We start from the raw sequence: 16,645 nt of genomic DNA, 5'->3' as shown, positions 1-16,645 counted from the left end.
TGGATGGATGGTTGAGGCCGGGACACTGGGCGAACGCCTGCTCAACGCAAGGAAAAAGGAGGGGAAAACGATCGCACAGTTGGCTAGGCAGCAGGGGCTGCGCCATCTCAAGTTTCGAAAATGGAAACAGGCAAGCAGAAGATACCGGTAGAGCTGCTGCCGGCCTTGTGTGAGGCGGTGGGGATTACGTTGGCGGAGGTACACGGGGTGGAGAAACTGCACCACTTTTCACCGCTACCTTTTCCGCCTTTTAGTGCGCCGCTCCACACGCAACCGCCAGAGGAGTGGCAACTATACATACAAAGGAATATTGAGAATATCTATCGGCTATGGAGAAGTCGTAAGTAGCTATTCCTAGGAAATAAAATGGAACAAAAATTTCAAATTAGATAAAAGAAAGAGAATAGTTTACTGGAGATGGAAAAGGTGAGATCATAGAAAATGGCACTTTCTCAACTATCTAGGTACCAGATGTTGCTAAGTGCTTTTGATGTGAGTACGAAGTACTTGTGTCTTGATAGACCTTAAGGGTGGCCCACACCCTTAAGGACCATAGTGAACCAATGGCTCAATTCAAAATTGTACTGAGTACATATTGCATACCGCGTAACATGTTACACAGTACAACAAAAAGTTTAGTTGAGTCAAATTTTTAGGAAACTAAAATTTTGAATAAAGTAAAAGTCATAGCTTCTAACACTCTACTTGGAGTTCTGCTCATCGTCTCTGTCACCACTGTTGCCTTGCCTCAAGAGAAGTTAGGGCATTACAAAGAGATATTGGGGACTGTTTTTAGCACCCTTTCATTTGTAGAGCCGACAGTAGAGTAAACTAAATAACCAATACAGCTCACACTTCTCCAAAGTGAATATGGCTAGCCCAAGAAGTTTCTCGGGCTGGCCATAACATAAGAGCTTATATAGATAGGGACTAGAGTGCTCATAGTGCTCTGGCACCTACTGATAGCTGCTGTTATCAGGCAACGTTAGTCCATACCGCGAAGCAACAGCTTCAAATTGCTGAATATAAATAGCTCGGGCAGGTGTGTATGGAGGCAACCATTCATCAGGACCTTTTTCGCCTTTACTTTGGTTGTGGCCATCATCCACCAGCCACAGATTAGCCGGGTCTTCGGCAAAGGCGCGGCGCTGTTCTCGGGTCCAACTGGCACCACCGTGCTTATGGGCCCATGAAAGTGGGACTATATGTTCAACATCCAGATCCGAAGCCTTTTGGAAAAACAGCCCGGTATAGGGGTCCATCCATAAGCCCGAAACGACGGTGCAGGCCTTCTCATTGCTAAAGGTCACCGGAGCCAAGGAGAGGCGGATCAGCAGCTCCTGCCGAGTGTTCTGGCAATCGCCGTCCGCATCGGACCAGCGGGGGAGCCATTGCTGGCGATCATAGGCCTCAAGCTCAGTTTCGTAGCAGCCGCTTAGTACGGCAGTCAAAACAAGTAAAGAAAGTAAACGCATCTAGACTTTGAACGTCCGGTTTAAGGGTTGTTTGTAGAGCGCAGAGGAGTTAACAGTCCCAGTTGCGTTTTTTTAGGCGATTAAAGCCCCTTTTTTTGGTGCTTACATTAGCCCATTTTTACGCTGCTCTACTATCTCTTTATATTTTTCTTTTGTTACAAGCCAAGCTAGAGCTGTAAAACCATAGCGAAGTGCACCGTAATTATCCATATATGTAATTTCCGCCACTTTTTGGTCAGATGATTTATTGTCAATTTTAACAATGGTTTCATATTGCAGCACCCTGCATATCTTAGATCTTAAATGTGGTGGAGTCCCGGGCTGTTGAGTAACAACATAATTGTATGTATCACGAAAAGACTTTTCGGAGCGACAAACAAGCCGGCCTTTCTCAAATAAGATATGAGTATGATCGCGCCTCAGCGATTGTCGATCTTTATTCTGTTCCTTTTCCATTATGGCTCGATCTGAAACACCATTACAGTCAGCCAATGCACTTTCTCGTTGTCGATTCCACATGTCGCACTTTGGCTGGTAAAAGTGACCTTTGACCGTGGCAGCTTGCTTTTTACAATCTTCCAAATCAAATTCACGATACATTTTGCACGACTCTGCTTTTGTCACCACCCCTGTATGTTTCAAATAATCATACGAGTAGGAGAAACTGCTAAATATAAAGAGCAAAAATAGTAGAATTGATTTCTTCATACGTAAATTCCCTTTTGCAGCTAACGCCTCGCGCGGCGCAGCTTAATTTTATAAGAGTGAATGCGATTGTTAGATTTTTCAAAACAATTGCAAATTTTGAATTGCTTTAGAAAGTTCATGATGCATTACCAACTGAAACTCACCGGTTGTATAGGCATTAGGCATGCCAATTGAACTACTATAAAACTTTTCTCCCGGTCGAGTTTCAGCATCAGCAAATTGGAAACTAACAGCCTCTCCAAGGTCTCGACCAAGTTGTCCATATTGGCGATTAGCTACTGCATAATCATCGTAACCAGCTGCCCGCGCTAATTGAGAGTAAGTGATTGATCTATTCGGAGCCTCATAGTGGGCTTTCAGCATCAATTTTTGTTTGTCGCTGATTGAAATTTGTTTTAACGCATTTTCATATTCTTCAGAACTGATTACATTCATGGTTAACTTCCTGTTCGCTTTTGGTTTTGGCTTATTGAAAAAGCGATATATTTTGGTGTGGTCTGCGTGAATCCCTCTTTCAGCGAGGAAACCTGAAATCTCACGCCATGTATATCCTTTCTCGCGTAGAAGCAGAATTGCCTCACGGTGAGCTTCAAGTGACCCCTTTGAGGGGGCCGATTTTGCATCGGATAAGATTTTTGCTGTCTTCATACCCGCAAGACTACAACAAACTGCAACAATCTGCAACGTTCGTTTTTAAGCCTAAGGCCTCAAACCTCGGCGTAGCTTTTCTGCGTCGGTGTGCTTTGAATCGTTAGATTTTTCTTCGTTGTAATGACGACACCTACAAAGTGGTAGTCTTCATCACCCTGTAACCCATGCTCTTGAATATATGGACCATTGAGGTCTGGAAGTACCCCACGGCGAATTGTAAAGACATCCACTTTCTGGTGCAGACTGTTTAGGTTATTGTTGCCAGAAATGTATTTTTCATAGCGATTTTTGACTTTTAAAATATTTGACTTCTCTTTCTTGTCATCCCAAACCCCTTTATAGCTATGTAGTCCAATAAAAACAGCAAAGGGTAAGGTTGATGTGCCGGTGCGCGAAGCTAAACCAAAATACTCTGAGTTTCGCTCAAGGTCTTTAATGATTAACTGTTTGCTTGGATTGAATCCCTTAACCTCAATTGCACAGAGCGGGATATCGATACCATTTGTATTTGTATAAACAGCAATATCGATCTTTCCCGGTCTCTTTATATCGTTGGAAGTTAGAATTCCGGGATTATAGCCTAGAATATTATCTGCTTTTTCCCGCCTCATGCGAGGTGTACAGGCAGAAGCGAATTCCTTGGTAACGTTTTCAAGGCATATTTTGTATGGGATACCAAAGCTGTGGTTTAATTCTTTAATCGCCTTTGCTGCATTCACTGTAAGGAGGTATTCGGCATCGATAAGTTTTTTCTCATCCGCAGAAAAATAGAATGCGTCATCGCATGCCTCACTCATTGACTTTTTTAACTTTTTAAGTATATCTAGTTCGAAGCACATATAAATCTAACAATGTATTCAAAAGGAGCTGTAATTTATCACCCACCGCTATATCCACGGACTTCTTTCGGCAACGATTTAAAAAATTCGGTAGGTACATTAGGTTACCGGCACTTGGCACAATCGTGCATAAATGGATATATTTCAGTCGCATCATATCCCGGCATTTTCGCTGTTATATATCTTTTTGAAAATCCTTTAAAAGTCAAAATGTTAGTACCTTTTCTCCTGTGGATATATGAAAGTGCTTTTTGTCCCTGATATGCAAAGCAAGCTAGGTGACTTGATTATCCCAGTAAACCCTATTCAATGCGCTTAACATCTGCCCCACCATCCCAACCAAATCGCTGCCGGACGGTTGGCAATTTGCCAGCCGATATTGCCTTTCACATACAGCAAGCCGCCCGCTTTATTCAAGTCCACTTCTCCTGGGAAATATCGCCAGTAGCCTGGCGTTGCCACATAGCTGGTGAGCTGGCCGTCTTTGCCGGACCAAGCGCCGATGCTAGCAGCTACCAGATAGCGGTTACCATCGCTATCAGAGGCCGGTGGATCATTCTGGATGGCCTGTACTTCCAACTGTAGCAGTGCGCCGGCAATATCCATCGCTTATCTGGTCTCCCCTGCCCTGAGTGATCACTCTGTTCGAGTGCGCGGAGAGATAATTTCGATTAGAGGGGTCGAGACGTAGTCATCATTGGCAGAGAACAACCGTCGTAGCTGCCGGACCAGTACCCTACAGGTCAGCTGGCCATCCAGAGCCACCACAACACATTGCTATGAGTAGGCATCAGCGATCAACAACCAATAGGTTCTCATCGGAGATGCCGAGTCCCATCATGGAATCCCAATTCGTTCAAGCAATAAAGGTCGCCGCCAGCTTGCTGATCAGGTGCTCATCCAGGCTGAGTGCCACCTCCTAGTGGTCATCTGCGGGAGAGGCAACGCCGTGGCCTTAGAGCAGAGAAAGCTTCATACTGGAACCCCAAAAATTGTATAAATATACAGCTTTCTGACTGAGGTACATTGGTGGCCAGGAAATTTAGTGACTTAAAGGATTTTTGTTGAAATTTCTGCCGGACTCTGCGAAGAAGAAAATTACCGGTCCAGAGACTGAAATGGCCGCATCATCCAAAGGGTTCAGGTTAAGTGTAATTCTCTGTGAGAGTATGATGCTTTAAATTTTAGTGTTAAGTGTTTACTGTGGCACTTAATCGTCAAGATGTTTGAAGTCGGTCTTTATTTAACTGGAGAAACGTATGACCGACTTTAGCGGCATAGACGTAACGAACACGTTGTCCATACCATCGACCTCTCTGTTCTTTCGTGAAATACAGCGTTTTGTCAACAACCATAGCGGAGTCATTGACCGTGTGTATTGGTACCGGATGGAATCCTTCCTTCCCCGCCTAAGACTTGACAAGTCAACCGAGCCGGTATTATTGAACATGATCCGGAATAACATGGTAAAGAGCGTGGCTCCCTACATTGAGCAGGCACTTGAATTGAACGCGGGTTATTTAGAATTCATACCAGGAAAAGAAATTCGCTCATTTTCAGTTGCGGATGTCAAACCGCTAGAAGTTTCAGAAGCTGAAATATCCTGCCTGCTATCGCTTTCTGTTCCTGACATACAAACCATTTCCTACAATATGGATGGCAAAGCTATTCGATTGCCTAGACTTCTTTGTGATTCCCGGTCTGTAATAAATACATTGGAGAGCAACAAGCTTCTCAGCTTTTGGCATCTCTATCATTATGCCTGCTCAATAAATGCTGCATATTTAGAAGTCTCGCCTTTCTGCCCACCAAAGTGCAGATAAGAAAAAGGCCTCCGAAGAGGCCTTTAACGGTTATTCATAAAACCCTTTTATTCCTGATTGACTCGCCTTCACTTCAATCTCTCGCCAGGAGTTCCGTTCCTTAATATAGGCCAGAACACCTATAACAGTGAAAAGAAGTAATAACGTTAGTGCCAGAAGCATTAAAAGGTTCATGACAATGATCCACATAATAGTACCCTCTTAATTAAATAATCCCAGAGAAGCCTTTTGTCAAGACTTCCTCTTACCGGTCCTACTCATTCGAAGGGTAAGCAGGTCGCAGATCAGCTTTTCTTGGGCGGTTGAACCAGCCTCAAGAGCATCGAGGATCAAGTAGCCAATCACACAGTACAAAGCGAGTGCCACAGATAGATAGTCCATCATGGACATGGCTTGTGCTGCAAACAACGATTTGGCGACTTGACCGACGAAGATGCCCAGCAAACCAAGAAGTCCAAGCTTCAGCGATTTGAATAAGGCAATTCTCCTGATGCAGTCCATCTTGGCAATCAGCAGATCCGTGGTACGAAGCCTGCTGATTTCCCTGAACATTATACGGTTATCCATACTGCACCTTCCTTTCGTTAGATGACCTAACGTCTGGACGGATGCATCCCCTGAAGGGTATACACCCTCCAGGGTTAAAATCATCGTATGTTGGTGAATTATTTCACCAGTGCTTTAACAATCAGCAAAAAGATTTTACTGCTCGCCAAAAGTTGTTGGTGTTGCCACCAAGTTGTAGAGATTCATGAAACCATAAGATCAACACCTAGATACTTGGAAAAATCCTCAGAGATTTCCAAAATTACATCTGAAATCTTGATAGTAAAAATCAACTTTATTGGCGCACTCTGTCTTCATTTAGATCTCCTAAAAGTAATTGTGGAAATCTACAGAAACACTACTCCCCTATTGGGGAGCGTGTCCCCATAGGGTTGTAGTTGAGGTAATTAGGCTAGTTTCAGCTTGCTAAAAGCTAGTGCCTGGTCGATTAGACCAAAGCCACTGACATCCCTTTTCAACTGGTCAGCCCAGTCAACACCCTTCTCATCGGAATCGAGAATTGGTGTTGGTGGTAACAGGTCGATAACACGGATACCTTTGGGCTCTAAATTTGCCCGAAGTATTTCAGCCGCATTTTCTCCTGCATGGTTTCTGTCCTTATCCACAAAATTCAAAAACGTATGTACCCCTGGAGGAGGCACGAACGACTGAAGTATCGTGTTGGACAATCCCGGCCATACAGGGAACTGCTTCACCTCGTAAACTGCTAAAGCAGTTTCCAAGCCTTCAGCCCCTCCCAAATAGCCATCTATTGGAGCGAATAACCGAATATGACGACCTCTGCTGCGTTGATTCACAGAAGGTGTCATCTTCTTAGGTTTGTGAGTTTTACCGAGACTTACCTTCAATCCACCTTTTGTGATGAATGTACGGTGTATCGCTACAGGCTCACCCCCGTTATTGCGCACCAGGGCCAGGACTGCTCCAAACTTGCCGAGAACATTTCGCCGTTTATCTTTGTAGTTGAGGCAAGGGTGAAACCTTACATCGTTAGCAGATAACGATGCTGTTTTCACCCAGCGATAGCTGAAGTAAGCCCGAGCGGGATAGGCTGCCATGTCGGTTAGAGGCAAAGCCTCCTTCCAGATCCGGTTAAGCCATTTACGCAGGCCTTCTTCATCGACAGGTTTAGTCTTGGGAAGGCACTTCGGTCCAACATCGACTGGCTTGTCTCCTAACCAGGCTTCAAGTTCGTCATAGACTTTAGGGAAGGACCAATCATTTACCCACATGAGCATATCGATCCCTTCCGGGATAACACGCCATGATTGTTTTACTCCACCACCTGTGTAGTTCGAGTCTTTGAAAAGCCTAAATCCGTCAGTTCCACCTTCGACAGGGCAAGGTACATTCGTGCCCAGATTGTCGATGGCCTGATCCAGTGCTGGCGCAAGTGCTTTGAAAGCATTGAGCCAACGGCCTTCCATTCGTCGCTTCATTTCAGTTGAGTTTCTTTTCTTCATAGGTATTTCCCACTAACAGTTTCACTAGATAAATGAGCTCCACTGCCAACCAGAGAAACAAAGGGACAAAGCCCCTTTATCAATGTACGGAATGGACGATTCGCTTGTACTGAACCCATTGCCCCATAACGAACTGATAGGACAGCTCTGTTACGCGCTCCGGGGAATAAACCGTTATTTGACGAACCGGCGTACCGTGAGCATTTACCTGTTGATGACTAAATACATTTTGTTGAGTAGACATGGTGCTTTCCTTTCGTTGAGTGAGGGACACACCACGCCCATAGGGACATAGTGTTAATGTCCCTGATGAGGGTTGAGTTAGCCTGTGAACTTACGTTTGTAGTAACGCAGCCAATCGAGCATCTTGTCGGGATCAACTCCACAGGCGAGGCAGCATTGGTCGAAAGAGAACGGTAGTTCACGATCTTCCGATATGATCCACTCCCAGGCTTCGTCAGATGGTTTCCGTTTCTGGCCACCACGACTTTCACCAAAAGCAGATTTCACTGACTCGATTAGTAGGTTTTCCCGAAGGTACGGAATATCTTCATCGGTAAGGATCTTCACAAGATCGCTTTTGAACTCAGTATCGTTCTGAAGTTGCTCCATAGCGGACCTCCCGTGTAGCGGGAAGACACACCTCACCCCTACGGGAAAGATGTGTTCCCGCAGGGTGTAGAGCGAAGCCATTAGTTCAGGTCAAGAAATTGGCCAGCAATTGTGAATAGTGCTTGTTGAAGCTCTTTCACATCGTTGATCACAGACCACTTCTCAAAGAACTTACTAACAGCGGTTGAGCCAATACCGATTGCATAAGTATCGACGTAGCCAGCAACAAGATCGTTCAGGTATCGAACAGCTCCCCCATTATTTGGGGCTCCATCGGTGATGATGATGAGCACCTTGCGCTGACGTTTGCTTGCTGCCAACTCTCTGGCTGCATACAGCATGGCTTCTGCCAATGGTGTGCCGCCACTTGAGCAAACAGCGAATCGTCCCAGACCGGTACGAACAGGCTGACCACGACGCAGTATTGGACTGACTTCACCCCCAATCCCAGGAAACATCGACGAAGCGATGTCGCACTTTGGGATAGTGGATATAGCCAAGGCCAAAGACACTGTGGCCTGATTTGCTACAGCCTGAATACGATTCATAGAGCCACTGCAATCAAGCAGCACATGAACCGCTGTATCAGGTCGTTGCATCTCTTCTCGCCGAATAAATACCCGCGAGTCACCGGTTGGTAATCTGGTCAGGCGTTTGCCGTCTACCCGCTTGCCTCTGGTGTGTAGCCATTGCTTTTGGCGGGTTTGGGCTTGCAGCAAACCGAGCAGGCGAGACCGAATAGTTGAAGAGGCAAGAATGCCGGTTTTCAAACTACTGGTATCACCATGATTTCTGGCATCACTCCCTATGCTGGACGTATCAATGGCCACACGTTCTCCATTGTTGTCTTCACGGGCTTGATCTGCCAATTGCTCTCGTAACTGCCCAACGGCATCCTCCGGTAGATTGGTCTCATTAATGAGCCGCTCATGCAAAGAAGCACCGTTGCCACCTTGTGGTTGACCTTCTACACCGGACAAAACCGGACTGTCTTGGGCCGACGATGGCTGAGTACCTGACCTAGTATCTTGGGCCTGGATGTCACCACTGGACTGCTGAGAGTCTCCTGCCCCCTGGTTAGCGTCATCACCGTTTGATGAATCAGCCTGTCCCGGTTTAGGTTGTAGTTCGCCTTCTCCATTTCCACTTGAACCACCAGCTTGTTGGCTTTGATCACCTTGCGATGAATCGCTGCTTTGTTGCTGTTGATCCTGGCTTTGCTGTTGTTGGCGTTCCTCTTCTTCAGCGTCCTTTAAGGCCTTCAGTATGGCTCTCGCCAACTTCAAGCAGTCATCGCTACAGGTCAAGTTGTCCATATATTTTCCAAATAGGCCATCCAAACGGACGAAAAACCCTACCGGAAATGTCTGTTCAACCACCCATTGGCTTGACTCGGCCAGAGGAGTTGAAGCGCCCCTATGCAGTACCTCTGATCGCAAGCGATGCAATAGGTACTGGAACAACTGGGTTGCTTCATTGTCTTCAGGAGTCGCGGGAGGGCTCATGCCCTGCTCCACGACGTAGCTCCACATAGCATTCAGTGTGAACTGAGTACCGGGAAACACCTCCTGAATGAGACGTTCGATCCTGATATCCTCAATGAGGTTGGTACAGGATTTCTCCAACGGACTCTTACACTTTTTCAGGGTGCTAAAATCCGATGAGCGGACGTGCGCTGCTTCGTGAGCGAGATAGCCAAATAGTACTTCTCTCAATTCACTCATAGCGTCCAGCAAAGGCAAGTAAATCGTCTCGCCGTCAGTGTATGCATCAGTGCCAGACAGCACGACATTGACCCCGAACTGTTCGCCATAGGCAGCCGCAACAATGGGTAAAGCCCTTTCCAGGGCGGTTTGTAGTTTGTTCATACGAACCTCCCTAGAAGTAAGCCCCAGCCGATAAGGTGTGCGTTGTCACAGCCGAAGGTTGGGTTGGTTTTGGTATGGTTGGTGCGGGCCCAGGCGAGCTGGAAACCGTTACCGACCGTTTCATGCCCTCAATGAGCTTGCTTACCGAAAACTGCCCCCCAATGATTCGCTCAAGCTTGTCGCCGTCAGAACACATAGAGAGAAAAGTAAGCACTTGACCAAATGTCGGGTGGTCCTGGTCAATCATTTCTTCCATCGGAATAGCTTTTTGCAGGGCAAAAAACTCATTTAGCACCTTCAGGATACGACCATTACCGAACGACAAAGTATCGAGTTTCTTGATCAGGGGATCGAGCTGCTCATAAAGGTTCTTGCCGCTGATAGACCGTTTCCGGTCCAATAGGCGATCAGACATCTGTTTGCAGGTTAAACCCACCTCATGCAAGATCTGGTTTGCCACTTCATTTTCGTCAGGCTCGAAGCCTTCAAGTGGCTGTAGCTTGTAAAGCTTGATGGAGAATTCAAAAGACTTTGACACCGTTTCCCGGTCTGGTACCTGGTCACGAATAATGTGTGCAAATTCATCATTCTCCGAAATCCACGCTTCTTTATTCTGGTCGAAATTTGCAAGAAAAACCTGCAACTCCGAATAGAACATTTCCTTGATACTTTCGAGATTGCCTAAAAGGCCTTCTACAGCATCATCTGGAACGGCAAAGCCGCCCATGAAACGTGTGCCTTCAGCTAAACAAGCTCTTTCCGCCGCCTTACGCTTACTCATTAAAGGGTCGAGCGCTTTGGGTGGAAAGATCTTCTTTCTGCCCAAATCGAGCAGCTTTTGTGGCGGCATTTTGCCGTCAGCGCCTAAGTGAATGTCGCTGTCTCGGGAGGCCTTTTTCTCTCCGCCCCAGCAGCGCATTTTCAAATGGACGAGTGTGGTCCCACGGATAAATTCCATGTGTATCTCCTATAGAGAAAGGGGTTTAGTTAGCTAGTTGCCTAGCGAGGATGAGTGTTTGGCTGTATAGCCAGAGGTAATGTGGTCCATTTCATTCGGGCCACCACTTTTTAAACAGAGGACAAGCAGGTGTTAATGATCATGTATCGAGCACATCCAAATATCTGGATCTTGGCAAGTACTACATTGCCGTATTTCCAGATATTCAACGCCCTCTGCATAACCATTCTCCCAGTCATTCCTCAGTTCAGGGTAATGAACCAAATAACCTGGCTCATCAAGACTGCGTATCGTTGCGTGATGGTTTCCATCACGCTTAGCAATCAACATAGCGTCGAGCATTTCTTTATCTTCACGGTTGTGATCACCAATTACTCGGTACACTTTAGCCATGATCATATGCCCACCAATATCAAGAGTTCTTTGCAACATGAAACCTCCGATATCTTTTGGTTGAGAGTAGAATAAAGAGCTATTCAGAATGTGACGGTCAGAAAAACGCGGCCTTTGTCTCTGTATGGATAACCATCAGATCTATCGGTGCGTCAATACATCCCATCGCTATGGCTAATGATTTAATGCCTGTTATTGATGTGTAGTGTGAAAGTCCATACTGTCTAGCAACGCAATCGACATACTCTTTCCAATTCACAACCGATGTACGGTCGCTCATCCATCCATTACTGATAAACATGGATTCACAAAACATCTCAATATATTGCTCGATTTGAGCGAACCTCTCAGGGAGAAGCTCATTCGCATCATTGGCAATCTGCATCAATTCAGCAGTTTCTGAAGAACCTGCTATATCGTTGAGGTAGCGGCGTAGTCCAAATAAAAGCATTAAGGCCAAAGGCCCTTCTTTATAGTCGGCTCCACCACTTGTTTTTCCGTCTTGCAATACAAGGAATATTGGAAGCTTTTTAAGCCTTTCCAAATCTTTCTCATGCCTTTCAGAAAGTAGTTGAATTGTGATGTTCAGATAGTCGCTAATCAGTGTTACAGGAACCTGTCTGCTTACCCGATACCACAATGAAGTAGAGATTTCGTCATCCATGAATGGCACAACCACGTTGTTTTGAACATCAATAGTGACGTTTTCCACTTCGCGGTAGCCTTCATCCAGCTTACTTTGCATTAAGGATGACCACGTTTTGTAGCCTATCCTCCTGCATTCAAGGATGGAACCCCGGCTACCAAACCAAACGGTGTGCGAGTTATTCGCATTCGCTACTTTGTTGATAGCCCAGATTTTGTCTGAGCTGTCATCCTGGTAATGAAGTACGACGAAATCATTGCTCATGCTGCATCTCCCTGTTGCCAGGTTGAGCCAAACACGTCTCTAGCAATTTGCTCGACCGCAATTTTCTGTTCAGGTTCAGCCTTTGCAAGCAAGGACTGATTTAACGCATAAGCGAGCGCGTTAGGCGCATTGCGAAACACCAGGGTTAACTTTGCCCATCGGCACAAGGCACGAGTTGACATCGTTATGGTCAACGGCGTAGCCGCTTCATCTCCACCGATAAATAGCCTCCGGATCTGGTTCGCAACGCGAATCATATTCCGACGGATCTCCTCGGGAAGTTCCGGTGTTTTCTTTTCTAGGATGGTCATCTCGACTTCCTCAGTTGGATAATGAACTTCAACCATCCTGAACCGATCCATAAAGGCAATATCCAATTGGTTAACGCCTTGATATAGCCCGGTACTGTCTCCAGATCCCATGCTGTTGCCATTGGCAATGAATCGAAAGTTTTCATGTGCATGAATAACCTCTCCACCATTGGTTGCAATAACCAAGGGATGCCCTTCTAGAACATCATGAAGACCAGCAAGCTGACCGGGATCAGCACGGTCAATCTCGTTCAAAATGAACAAGTGACCCTCACGCATAGCAATGGCTAAGGGACCATGTAGAAACTGCATGGTGCCGTTTACCAGTTTCCAGGTACCAACCAGATCGTCGAACTCCATACGACTGTGAGCCGTGAAAGATTGAACTGGCCAGAAAAGCCGGGAGGCTACCTGGTAGGGCAAGGTTGTTTTACCGGCACCGTAGTGACCAGAAAAATACAAACCGTCGCCATCAGGGTCATCCAGAAAACTCAGGATGTCGCGCAAGGTTTCCCGACGGAACACATAGCCATCATCGCGGTTAGGCACATGAGGGTTCTGTATATCGGCAAAGCCTGCTGTATGGACCTCTGGGGGTACATCAAGGTTAAAAGTAGTGCGAACAGCTAAAGCTTGATCACGATGTGTCATGGATGTGCTCCTATTGCAGTACGTTGAGGTATAAGTCACCCCTGTCAGAAGCACACCAACCACCCAGTAGGTGATGATGGCCTTCTGGCGTGGTCAGACTTAAAAAGTTGAGTAGGGATATACAGCCGCAGCCGTCGTGTCCGTTTCAATATCCGGAATAGACACTTATCTTGTCGTGCAAGCACGAGCAAAATTCTCTGTGGACCGGTTACCAAATAACCGCCTTTCTTATATCCACTCCGGTTCCAGAGTGGCCATAAGGAAGGCAGACACAATAAGTATCCGCCCTGCCTCACATAGAGTTGTAAGACGCAATACAAGATGCAAATGTTGATAAATCTCTGCACCCTTCTACAGGTATTGCCCATATCCTTCTGCGCTGCGATTAAGCAGCGCTCCGAAATATAAAACCATTGTCTGTGCTGTAGATTGCTTCAATGATTTCGTCTTTAGCAACCAGCATCTTGTACTCGTTAAAGATACACACACCGTGCCGCTTGGTACGTACCACGGTCATGTGACAACCCCCACTTTCAGCCATACGGTCAGCTTGTGTGATCGCAACCGAAACGTCGCTATCTATACGAGCAGCAGCTACTGATTGCTGTACTTGTTCTTCAGTCATTTCAAAATATGTCATAGCAAATCCCCTAAAATAGATTGAATTTGAAGCCCACAGGCTCCCTAAAACGTTCTCTCGGAAAACGCTTTAGAGAAGCCTGCGAACCTCGCCTCCAATCAGGGGTACCCGCTATGTTTGGCTCCCATGCTTACAAGCATGAAGGCCGTAGTTCTTGTCTGGTGTCCAGTGGTGGACAAGTAAAAAAATTGTACCCTGGGGCTACAGGTTCCCCAGGGTTTCACACTTAAATTAATATCAGAAGTAAGCAGATTTCACTGTAGTTAGTACGGCACCAACATCTGTATTAATGAGTTCATCTTCAGACCTGCTGAAGCGAGACTCTTCACGAGATGTTTTGCGGTAGAACTCCAGTTCATCGGTTAGGTCTTTATCTGGGAACTTGTCCTTAAGATAAGCGCCATAATCGATACTACCCGTCTTCATGAATCGAGTAACTTTCACGCCACCAATATCCGCCTGCATATACGGACCCATCAACGTGATCATTGACTTCTGAATCCCCTTCTGCTCTTTATCAAGAACTTTCAGTTCATCTTTAAGTGCTTGAATGCGATGATGCTGTGTGCGCCATGCATCGGCATACGTATCCCACTTGAACTGCTGATCTCCAGGTTCCGGTATATACCAGTCTCTTTCAGGATCAGGCTCTGGGGGCGTATTGGTTACGACGTGCTCCCAAAAGAGCTTTGCCGCCTCAAGGATTTCATTCTCACGCTCCGGTGTTAACGTGACTGGAAAATCCAGGTCCTGACCGCCTTCTTTATAAAAAATCAGGCGACCAGTTGTCGTTCCAGCAACTGCACATTGAGCATGGACTTGCGCCTCATACAGTTTGTACGTGCAGGAATCGACGCCTTTCTTTTCAATGTCATCCCACACAGAATCACTGGGTGCCTTAAATTCAAAAGGTTGCATTGCTGAATCAAGCCCATCAAAGCTCGCACGCAAAACATCCCATCGAGCACATTCCCCACAGAGCGGAAGTAAAACCTCGCCATAGCGACCTTCTGCCAATTGGCGAGCTTCATCTTCAAGGCGAACACCACGCTTAACATTGGGGTTATTGGATATATCAGGAGTGTTAATTCGCCCGACTTTTTCCGCCCAAAGTTGCCAACGTGTCTTGTATGGACTGAGCCCAAGGATGATCGGAATATCCGATGCGGTGACTCCCTTGGATCGCCATTGCAACCACTCGTCAGAACGCTGATTAAGATCAACAGCTTTCATCTTTGACATTACAGATTCCTCGAAAGAAAGGTAATGCCATCTCCAGTGGAGTAAGCATTACCCCACAGGGTTGAGTGATAGATGGGTTAATCTCAGGCCATTAATGGTTGAGACTGGAGAGCTTCTTTCAATGCCTTGGTTGGGGCACTGTCAGGTGTACTGCTGACCAGTTGATGGCACAGCTGTGCGAACAGGTTTGCGTACAGCTCAGTGGGTAAATCAGCGACTGGAAATGATGGGCTTTGGTTCGCTTGCGCGTGCTCAGCCTTATAAATCCCGATGACACACCAATACTCCGCTTTATCAGCTTCAGTATCAGGAATGTGCTGACCGGCATGGACAGGGCAGATTTTGAATGACTCAAAATCACGAAGCTGGTCAACATTGTCGAAGTAGAACAGAGTTGTTCTGTAGTTAGAGTTGGAAGTGATCATTGCTAATCCTTAAAAAAAAGGGGCAATGCACCCCCACTGGAGTAAGCATCACCCCAGAAGGTTGAGTATTATTTGAAATTAGGCGTTAACGACTTTCTGCTCGTGCATTTTCGCTTCAGACTCAGCCTTGGCCTTATCCAGTTCACTATATGCAAAAGACAGTTCAGCAGGATTCTTGATCCGGCTTCCCATCAACTCCCGACATGCTTCAAAAGCATTTTGTTGAACAGCACGATCTACCAATTGTTTCACAGTATTCTGCACAACTATTGGTACCTCGCGACGATCAGGTGGTGGTGGAAGGGCATTTGAGCCGCTATTGCCAGCGAGAATTGCCAGACCTTCACCATTCTCTTCGTTGAGTAATTGCAAAACTTTACCCATACGAGGAGAAGGAGACGGCCACCACTTATATGCTCGCTTCACAAGTGTTTTGAGCTGCATCTGATCTTCCCAGGTTACCCAAGAACAGGCTGAGTTGTTTTCGCTCGCGTATGCGGACGAAAGCTTTCTTGCCTTATTCATGTCAGCTATCGACATTGCTTCAACAAGCTCTCCGTCATTAGGAAGCTTAGCAACACAGTAACCACCTCTAACAGCACCCCTATCTGACGAAAAAGGATCAAAATCATGGTCAGGATAAGTAAACTTTCCACGATATTTGAATAATTTATCTTTTTCGCAAACAAGCTCCGCCCCAGCACTGATAATCGCTCCGCATTGCACTGCAATTTCGATCAAACCTCGATACGAAATATCAAGTACAATTTTGAATGGATCACTAGTACGATCACGGCGTGGAACAAGATAGGCTAAGCCCAGCTGGGGGTTTAGTGTAAGTCCTACTGCAGCGACGCTATACATTGCGAGCTTTAGACTAGAAGGGTTGTTATTAGCTACCTTAAGAGTGAATTCGTTCTTAAGGAGCTGTTGTGCGGCAAAGACTTTCTCCCTTGTAAAGTCGAGGGTAGATTCGGAAAACATCGCCGCAGATTTCTCAATAGCGGCGATATACTCCTTTCTTGCCAGTTCGCTAGTAATATTAGGTGCCGAAGCACGATGGTTAGTAGACATGATGCCACCTTGCTGGTTGAGTACGTGAGGTATAA

21 protein-coding genes are annotated in these 16,645 nt (G+C 46.2%); 3 read left to right on the top strand and 18 right to left on the bottom strand.

Features of this window, described 5'->3' with window-relative positions:
• Positions 1–120: 120 nt before the first annotated feature.
• Both FIU95_RS20720 and FIU95_RS21280 read left to right on the top strand, forming a co-directional pair.
• A complete protein-coding gene (locus FIU95_RS20720) occupies positions 121–348 on the top strand; it encodes a hypothetical protein (protein ID WP_253869207.1) in 228 nt (75 codons plus the stop codon).
• A 320-nt stretch (positions 349–668) separates the two neighbouring features.
• Complete coding sequence (locus FIU95_RS21280; RefSeq protein WP_172975511.1) at positions 669–830, top strand: hypothetical protein; 162 nt, start codon at positions 669–671, stop codon at positions 828–830.
• A 126-nt stretch (positions 831–956) separates the two neighbouring features.
• Here FIU95_RS21280 and FIU95_RS20715 read toward each other — a convergent pair whose 3' ends face one another.
• The 5 genes from FIU95_RS20715 to FIU95_RS20695 all read right to left on the bottom strand — a co-directional run bounded on the left by FIU95_RS20715 (position 957) and on the right by FIU95_RS20695 (position 4,279).
• The gene (locus FIU95_RS20715; protein WP_152456545.1) at positions 957–1,475 is read right to left on the bottom strand and encodes a DUF1524 domain-containing protein; all 519 of its coding nucleotides are present in this window, start codon (positions 1,473–1,475) and stop codon (positions 957–959) included.
• Positions 1,476–1,577: 102 nt separating this feature from the next.
• Positions 1,578–2,183, bottom strand: a complete 606-nt coding sequence (locus FIU95_RS20710; RefSeq protein ID WP_152456544.1) for a hypothetical protein — start codon at positions 2,181–2,183, stop codon at positions 1,578–1,580.
• Positions 2,184–2,261: 78 nt separating this feature from the next.
• Positions 2,262–2,831, bottom strand: coding sequence for a hypothetical protein (locus FIU95_RS20705; protein ID WP_152456543.1), 570 nt, complete (start codon positions 2,829–2,831; stop codon positions 2,262–2,264).
• Between the two features lie 59 nt (positions 2,832–2,890).
• Entirely contained in the window at positions 2,891–3,631 is a 741-nt protein-coding gene (locus tag FIU95_RS20700; protein WP_152456542.1) for a hypothetical protein, read from the bottom strand.
• A gap of 357 nt (positions 3,632–3,988) precedes the next feature.
• Positions 3,989–4,279, bottom strand: a complete 291-nt coding sequence (locus tag FIU95_RS20695) for a DUF2793 domain-containing protein (protein ID WP_152456541.1) — start codon at positions 4,277–4,279, stop codon at positions 3,989–3,991.
• A 653-nt stretch (positions 4,280–4,932) separates the two neighbouring features.
• On the opposite strand from FIU95_RS20695, the gene FIU95_RS20685 reads away from it, so the two are divergent.
• Positions 4,933–5,496 carry a hypothetical protein gene (locus FIU95_RS20685; protein WP_152456540.1) on the top strand — a complete coding sequence of 188 codons (564 nt, stop codon included), beginning with the start codon at positions 4,933–4,935 and terminating at the stop codon, positions 5,494–5,496.
• Positions 5,497–5,727: 231 nt separating this feature from the next.
• Here the strand turns inward: FIU95_RS20685 and FIU95_RS20680 are convergent, their stop codons facing one another.
• The 13 genes from FIU95_RS20680 to FIU95_RS20625 all read right to left on the bottom strand — a co-directional run bounded on the left by FIU95_RS20680 (position 5,728) and on the right by FIU95_RS20625 (position 16,610).
• Entirely contained in the window at positions 5,728–6,063 is a 336-nt protein-coding gene (locus FIU95_RS20680; protein WP_152456539.1) for a hypothetical protein, read from the bottom strand.
• Positions 6,064–6,449: 386 nt separating this feature from the next.
• Positions 6,450–7,526 (bottom strand): toprim domain-containing protein, encoded by a 1,077-nt coding sequence (locus FIU95_RS20675; RefSeq protein ID WP_152456538.1) that lies wholly within the window; start codon positions 7,524–7,526, stop codon positions 6,450–6,452.
• Positions 7,527–7,605: 79 nt separating this feature from the next.
• Positions 7,606–7,770, bottom strand: a complete 165-nt coding sequence (locus FIU95_RS21275) for a hypothetical protein (protein ID WP_172975510.1) — start codon at positions 7,768–7,770, stop codon at positions 7,606–7,608.
• Positions 7,771–7,847: 77 nt separating this feature from the next.
• Positions 7,848–8,138, bottom strand: coding sequence for a hypothetical protein (locus FIU95_RS20670; RefSeq protein ID WP_152456537.1), 291 nt, complete (start codon positions 8,136–8,138; stop codon positions 7,848–7,850).
• An 80-nt stretch (positions 8,139–8,218) separates the two neighbouring features.
• Positions 8,219–10,006 (bottom strand): VWA domain-containing protein, encoded by a 1,788-nt coding sequence (locus tag FIU95_RS20665; RefSeq protein WP_152456536.1) that lies wholly within the window; start codon positions 10,004–10,006, stop codon positions 8,219–8,221.
• Positions 10,007–10,016: 10 nt separating this feature from the next.
• Positions 10,017–10,964, bottom strand: a complete 948-nt coding sequence (locus tag FIU95_RS20660) for a DUF3150 domain-containing protein (RefSeq protein ID WP_152456535.1) — start codon at positions 10,962–10,964, stop codon at positions 10,017–10,019.
• 132 nt (positions 10,965–11,096) lie between these two features.
• Positions 11,097–11,396, bottom strand: coding sequence for a hypothetical protein (locus FIU95_RS20655; protein ID WP_152456534.1), 300 nt, complete (start codon positions 11,394–11,396; stop codon positions 11,097–11,099).
• 58 nt (positions 11,397–11,454) lie between these two features.
• Entirely contained in the window at positions 11,455–12,267 is an 813-nt protein-coding gene (locus tag FIU95_RS20650) for a hypothetical protein (RefSeq protein WP_152456533.1), read from the bottom strand.
• Entirely contained in the window at positions 12,264–13,229 is a 966-nt protein-coding gene (locus tag FIU95_RS20645) for an AAA family ATPase (RefSeq protein WP_152456532.1), read from the bottom strand. Before FIU95_RS20645 ends, FIU95_RS20650 begins: the two co-directional genes overlap by 4 nt.
• Before the next feature lie 385 nt (positions 13,230–13,614).
• Positions 13,615–13,869, bottom strand: coding sequence for a hypothetical protein (locus FIU95_RS20640; protein WP_152456531.1), 255 nt, complete (start codon positions 13,867–13,869; stop codon positions 13,615–13,617).
• 237 nt (positions 13,870–14,106) lie between these two features.
• Positions 14,107–15,111, bottom strand: coding sequence for a YqaJ viral recombinase family protein (locus FIU95_RS20635; RefSeq protein WP_152456530.1), 1,005 nt, complete (start codon positions 15,109–15,111; stop codon positions 14,107–14,109).
• Between the two features lie 83 nt (positions 15,112–15,194).
• Positions 15,195–15,536, bottom strand: a complete 342-nt coding sequence (locus tag FIU95_RS20630; RefSeq protein WP_216646377.1) for a hypothetical protein — start codon at positions 15,534–15,536, stop codon at positions 15,195–15,197.
• A gap of 78 nt (positions 15,537–15,614) precedes the next feature.
• Entirely contained in the window at positions 15,615–16,610 is a 996-nt protein-coding gene (locus tag FIU95_RS20625) for a recombinase RecT (protein WP_152456529.1), read from the bottom strand.
• Positions 16,611–16,645: the final 35 nt, after the last annotated feature.

The organism is Microbulbifer sp. THAF38 (genome assembly GCF_009363535.1).
GTDB lineage: Bacteria > Pseudomonadota > Gammaproteobacteria > Pseudomonadales > Cellvibrionaceae > Microbulbifer.
Note: the sequence above shows the minus strand (reverse complement) of the source record. Positions and strands in the feature narration are given on the sequence as shown.

Excerpts from the sequence above, each read along its gene's own strand:
- FIU95_RS20680 (WP_152456539.1), bottom strand. The coding sequence starts at position 6,063 with ATGGATAACCGTATAATGTTCAGGGAAATCAGCAGGCTTCGTACCACG.
- FIU95_RS20655 (WP_152456534.1), bottom strand. The coding sequence starts at position 11,396 with ATGTTGCAAAGAACTCTTGATATTGGTGGGCATATGATCATGGCTAAA.
- FIU95_RS20635 (WP_152456530.1), bottom strand. The coding sequence starts at position 15,111 with ATGTCAAAGATGAAAGCTGTTGATCTTAATCAGCGTTCTGACGAGTGG.
- FIU95_RS20670 (WP_152456537.1), bottom strand. The coding sequence starts at position 8,138 with ATGGAGCAACTTCAGAACGATACTGAGTTCAAAAGCGATCTTGTGAAG.
- FIU95_RS20720 (WP_253869207.1), top strand. The coding sequence starts at position 121 with ATGGAAACAGGCAAGCAGAAGATACCGGTAGAGCTGCTGCCGGCCTTG.
- FIU95_RS20685 (WP_152456540.1), top strand. The coding sequence starts at position 4,933 with ATGACCGACTTTAGCGGCATAGACGTAACGAACACGTTGTCCATACCA.
- FIU95_RS20700 (WP_152456542.1), bottom strand. The coding sequence starts at position 3,631 with ATGAGTGAGGCATGCGATGACGCATTCTATTTTTCTGCGGATGAGAAA.
- FIU95_RS20630 (WP_216646377.1), bottom strand. The coding sequence starts at position 15,536 with ATGATCACTTCCAACTCTAACTACAGAACAACTCTGTTCTACTTCGAC.
- FIU95_RS20695 (WP_152456541.1), bottom strand. The coding sequence starts at position 4,279 with ATGGATATTGCCGGCGCACTGCTACAGTTGGAAGTACAGGCCATCCAG.
- FIU95_RS20650 (WP_152456533.1), bottom strand. The coding sequence starts at position 12,267 with ATGAGCAATGATTTCGTCGTACTTCATTACCAGGATGACAGCTCAGAC.
- FIU95_RS20660 (WP_152456535.1), bottom strand. The coding sequence starts at position 10,964 with ATGGAATTTATCCGTGGGACCACACTCGTCCATTTGAAAATGCGCTGC.
- FIU95_RS20665 (WP_152456536.1), bottom strand. The coding sequence starts at position 10,006 with ATGAACAAACTACAAACCGCCCTGGAAAGGGCTTTACCCATTGTTGCG.
- FIU95_RS20625 (WP_152456529.1), bottom strand. The coding sequence starts at position 16,610 with ATGTCTACTAACCATCGTGCTTCGGCACCTAATATTACTAGCGAACTG.
- FIU95_RS20705 (WP_152456543.1), bottom strand. The coding sequence starts at position 2,831 with ATGAAGACAGCAAAAATCTTATCCGATGCAAAATCGGCCCCCTCAAAG.
- FIU95_RS20715 (WP_152456545.1), bottom strand. The coding sequence starts at position 1,475 with ATGCGTTTACTTTCTTTACTTGTTTTGACTGCCGTACTAAGCGGCTGC.
- FIU95_RS21275 (WP_172975510.1), bottom strand. The coding sequence starts at position 7,770 with ATGTCTACTCAACAAAATGTATTTAGTCATCAACAGGTAAATGCTCAC.
- FIU95_RS20710 (WP_152456544.1), bottom strand. The coding sequence starts at position 2,183 with ATGAAGAAATCAATTCTACTATTTTTGCTCTTTATATTTAGCAGTTTC.
- FIU95_RS20645 (WP_152456532.1), bottom strand. The coding sequence starts at position 13,229 with ATGACACATCGTGATCAAGCTTTAGCTGTTCGCACTACTTTTAACCTT.
- FIU95_RS20675 (WP_152456538.1), bottom strand. The coding sequence starts at position 7,526 with ATGAAGAAAAGAAACTCAACTGAAATGAAGCGACGAATGGAAGGCCGT.
- FIU95_RS20640 (WP_152456531.1), bottom strand. The coding sequence starts at position 13,869 with ATGACATATTTTGAAATGACTGAAGAACAAGTACAGCAATCAGTAGCT.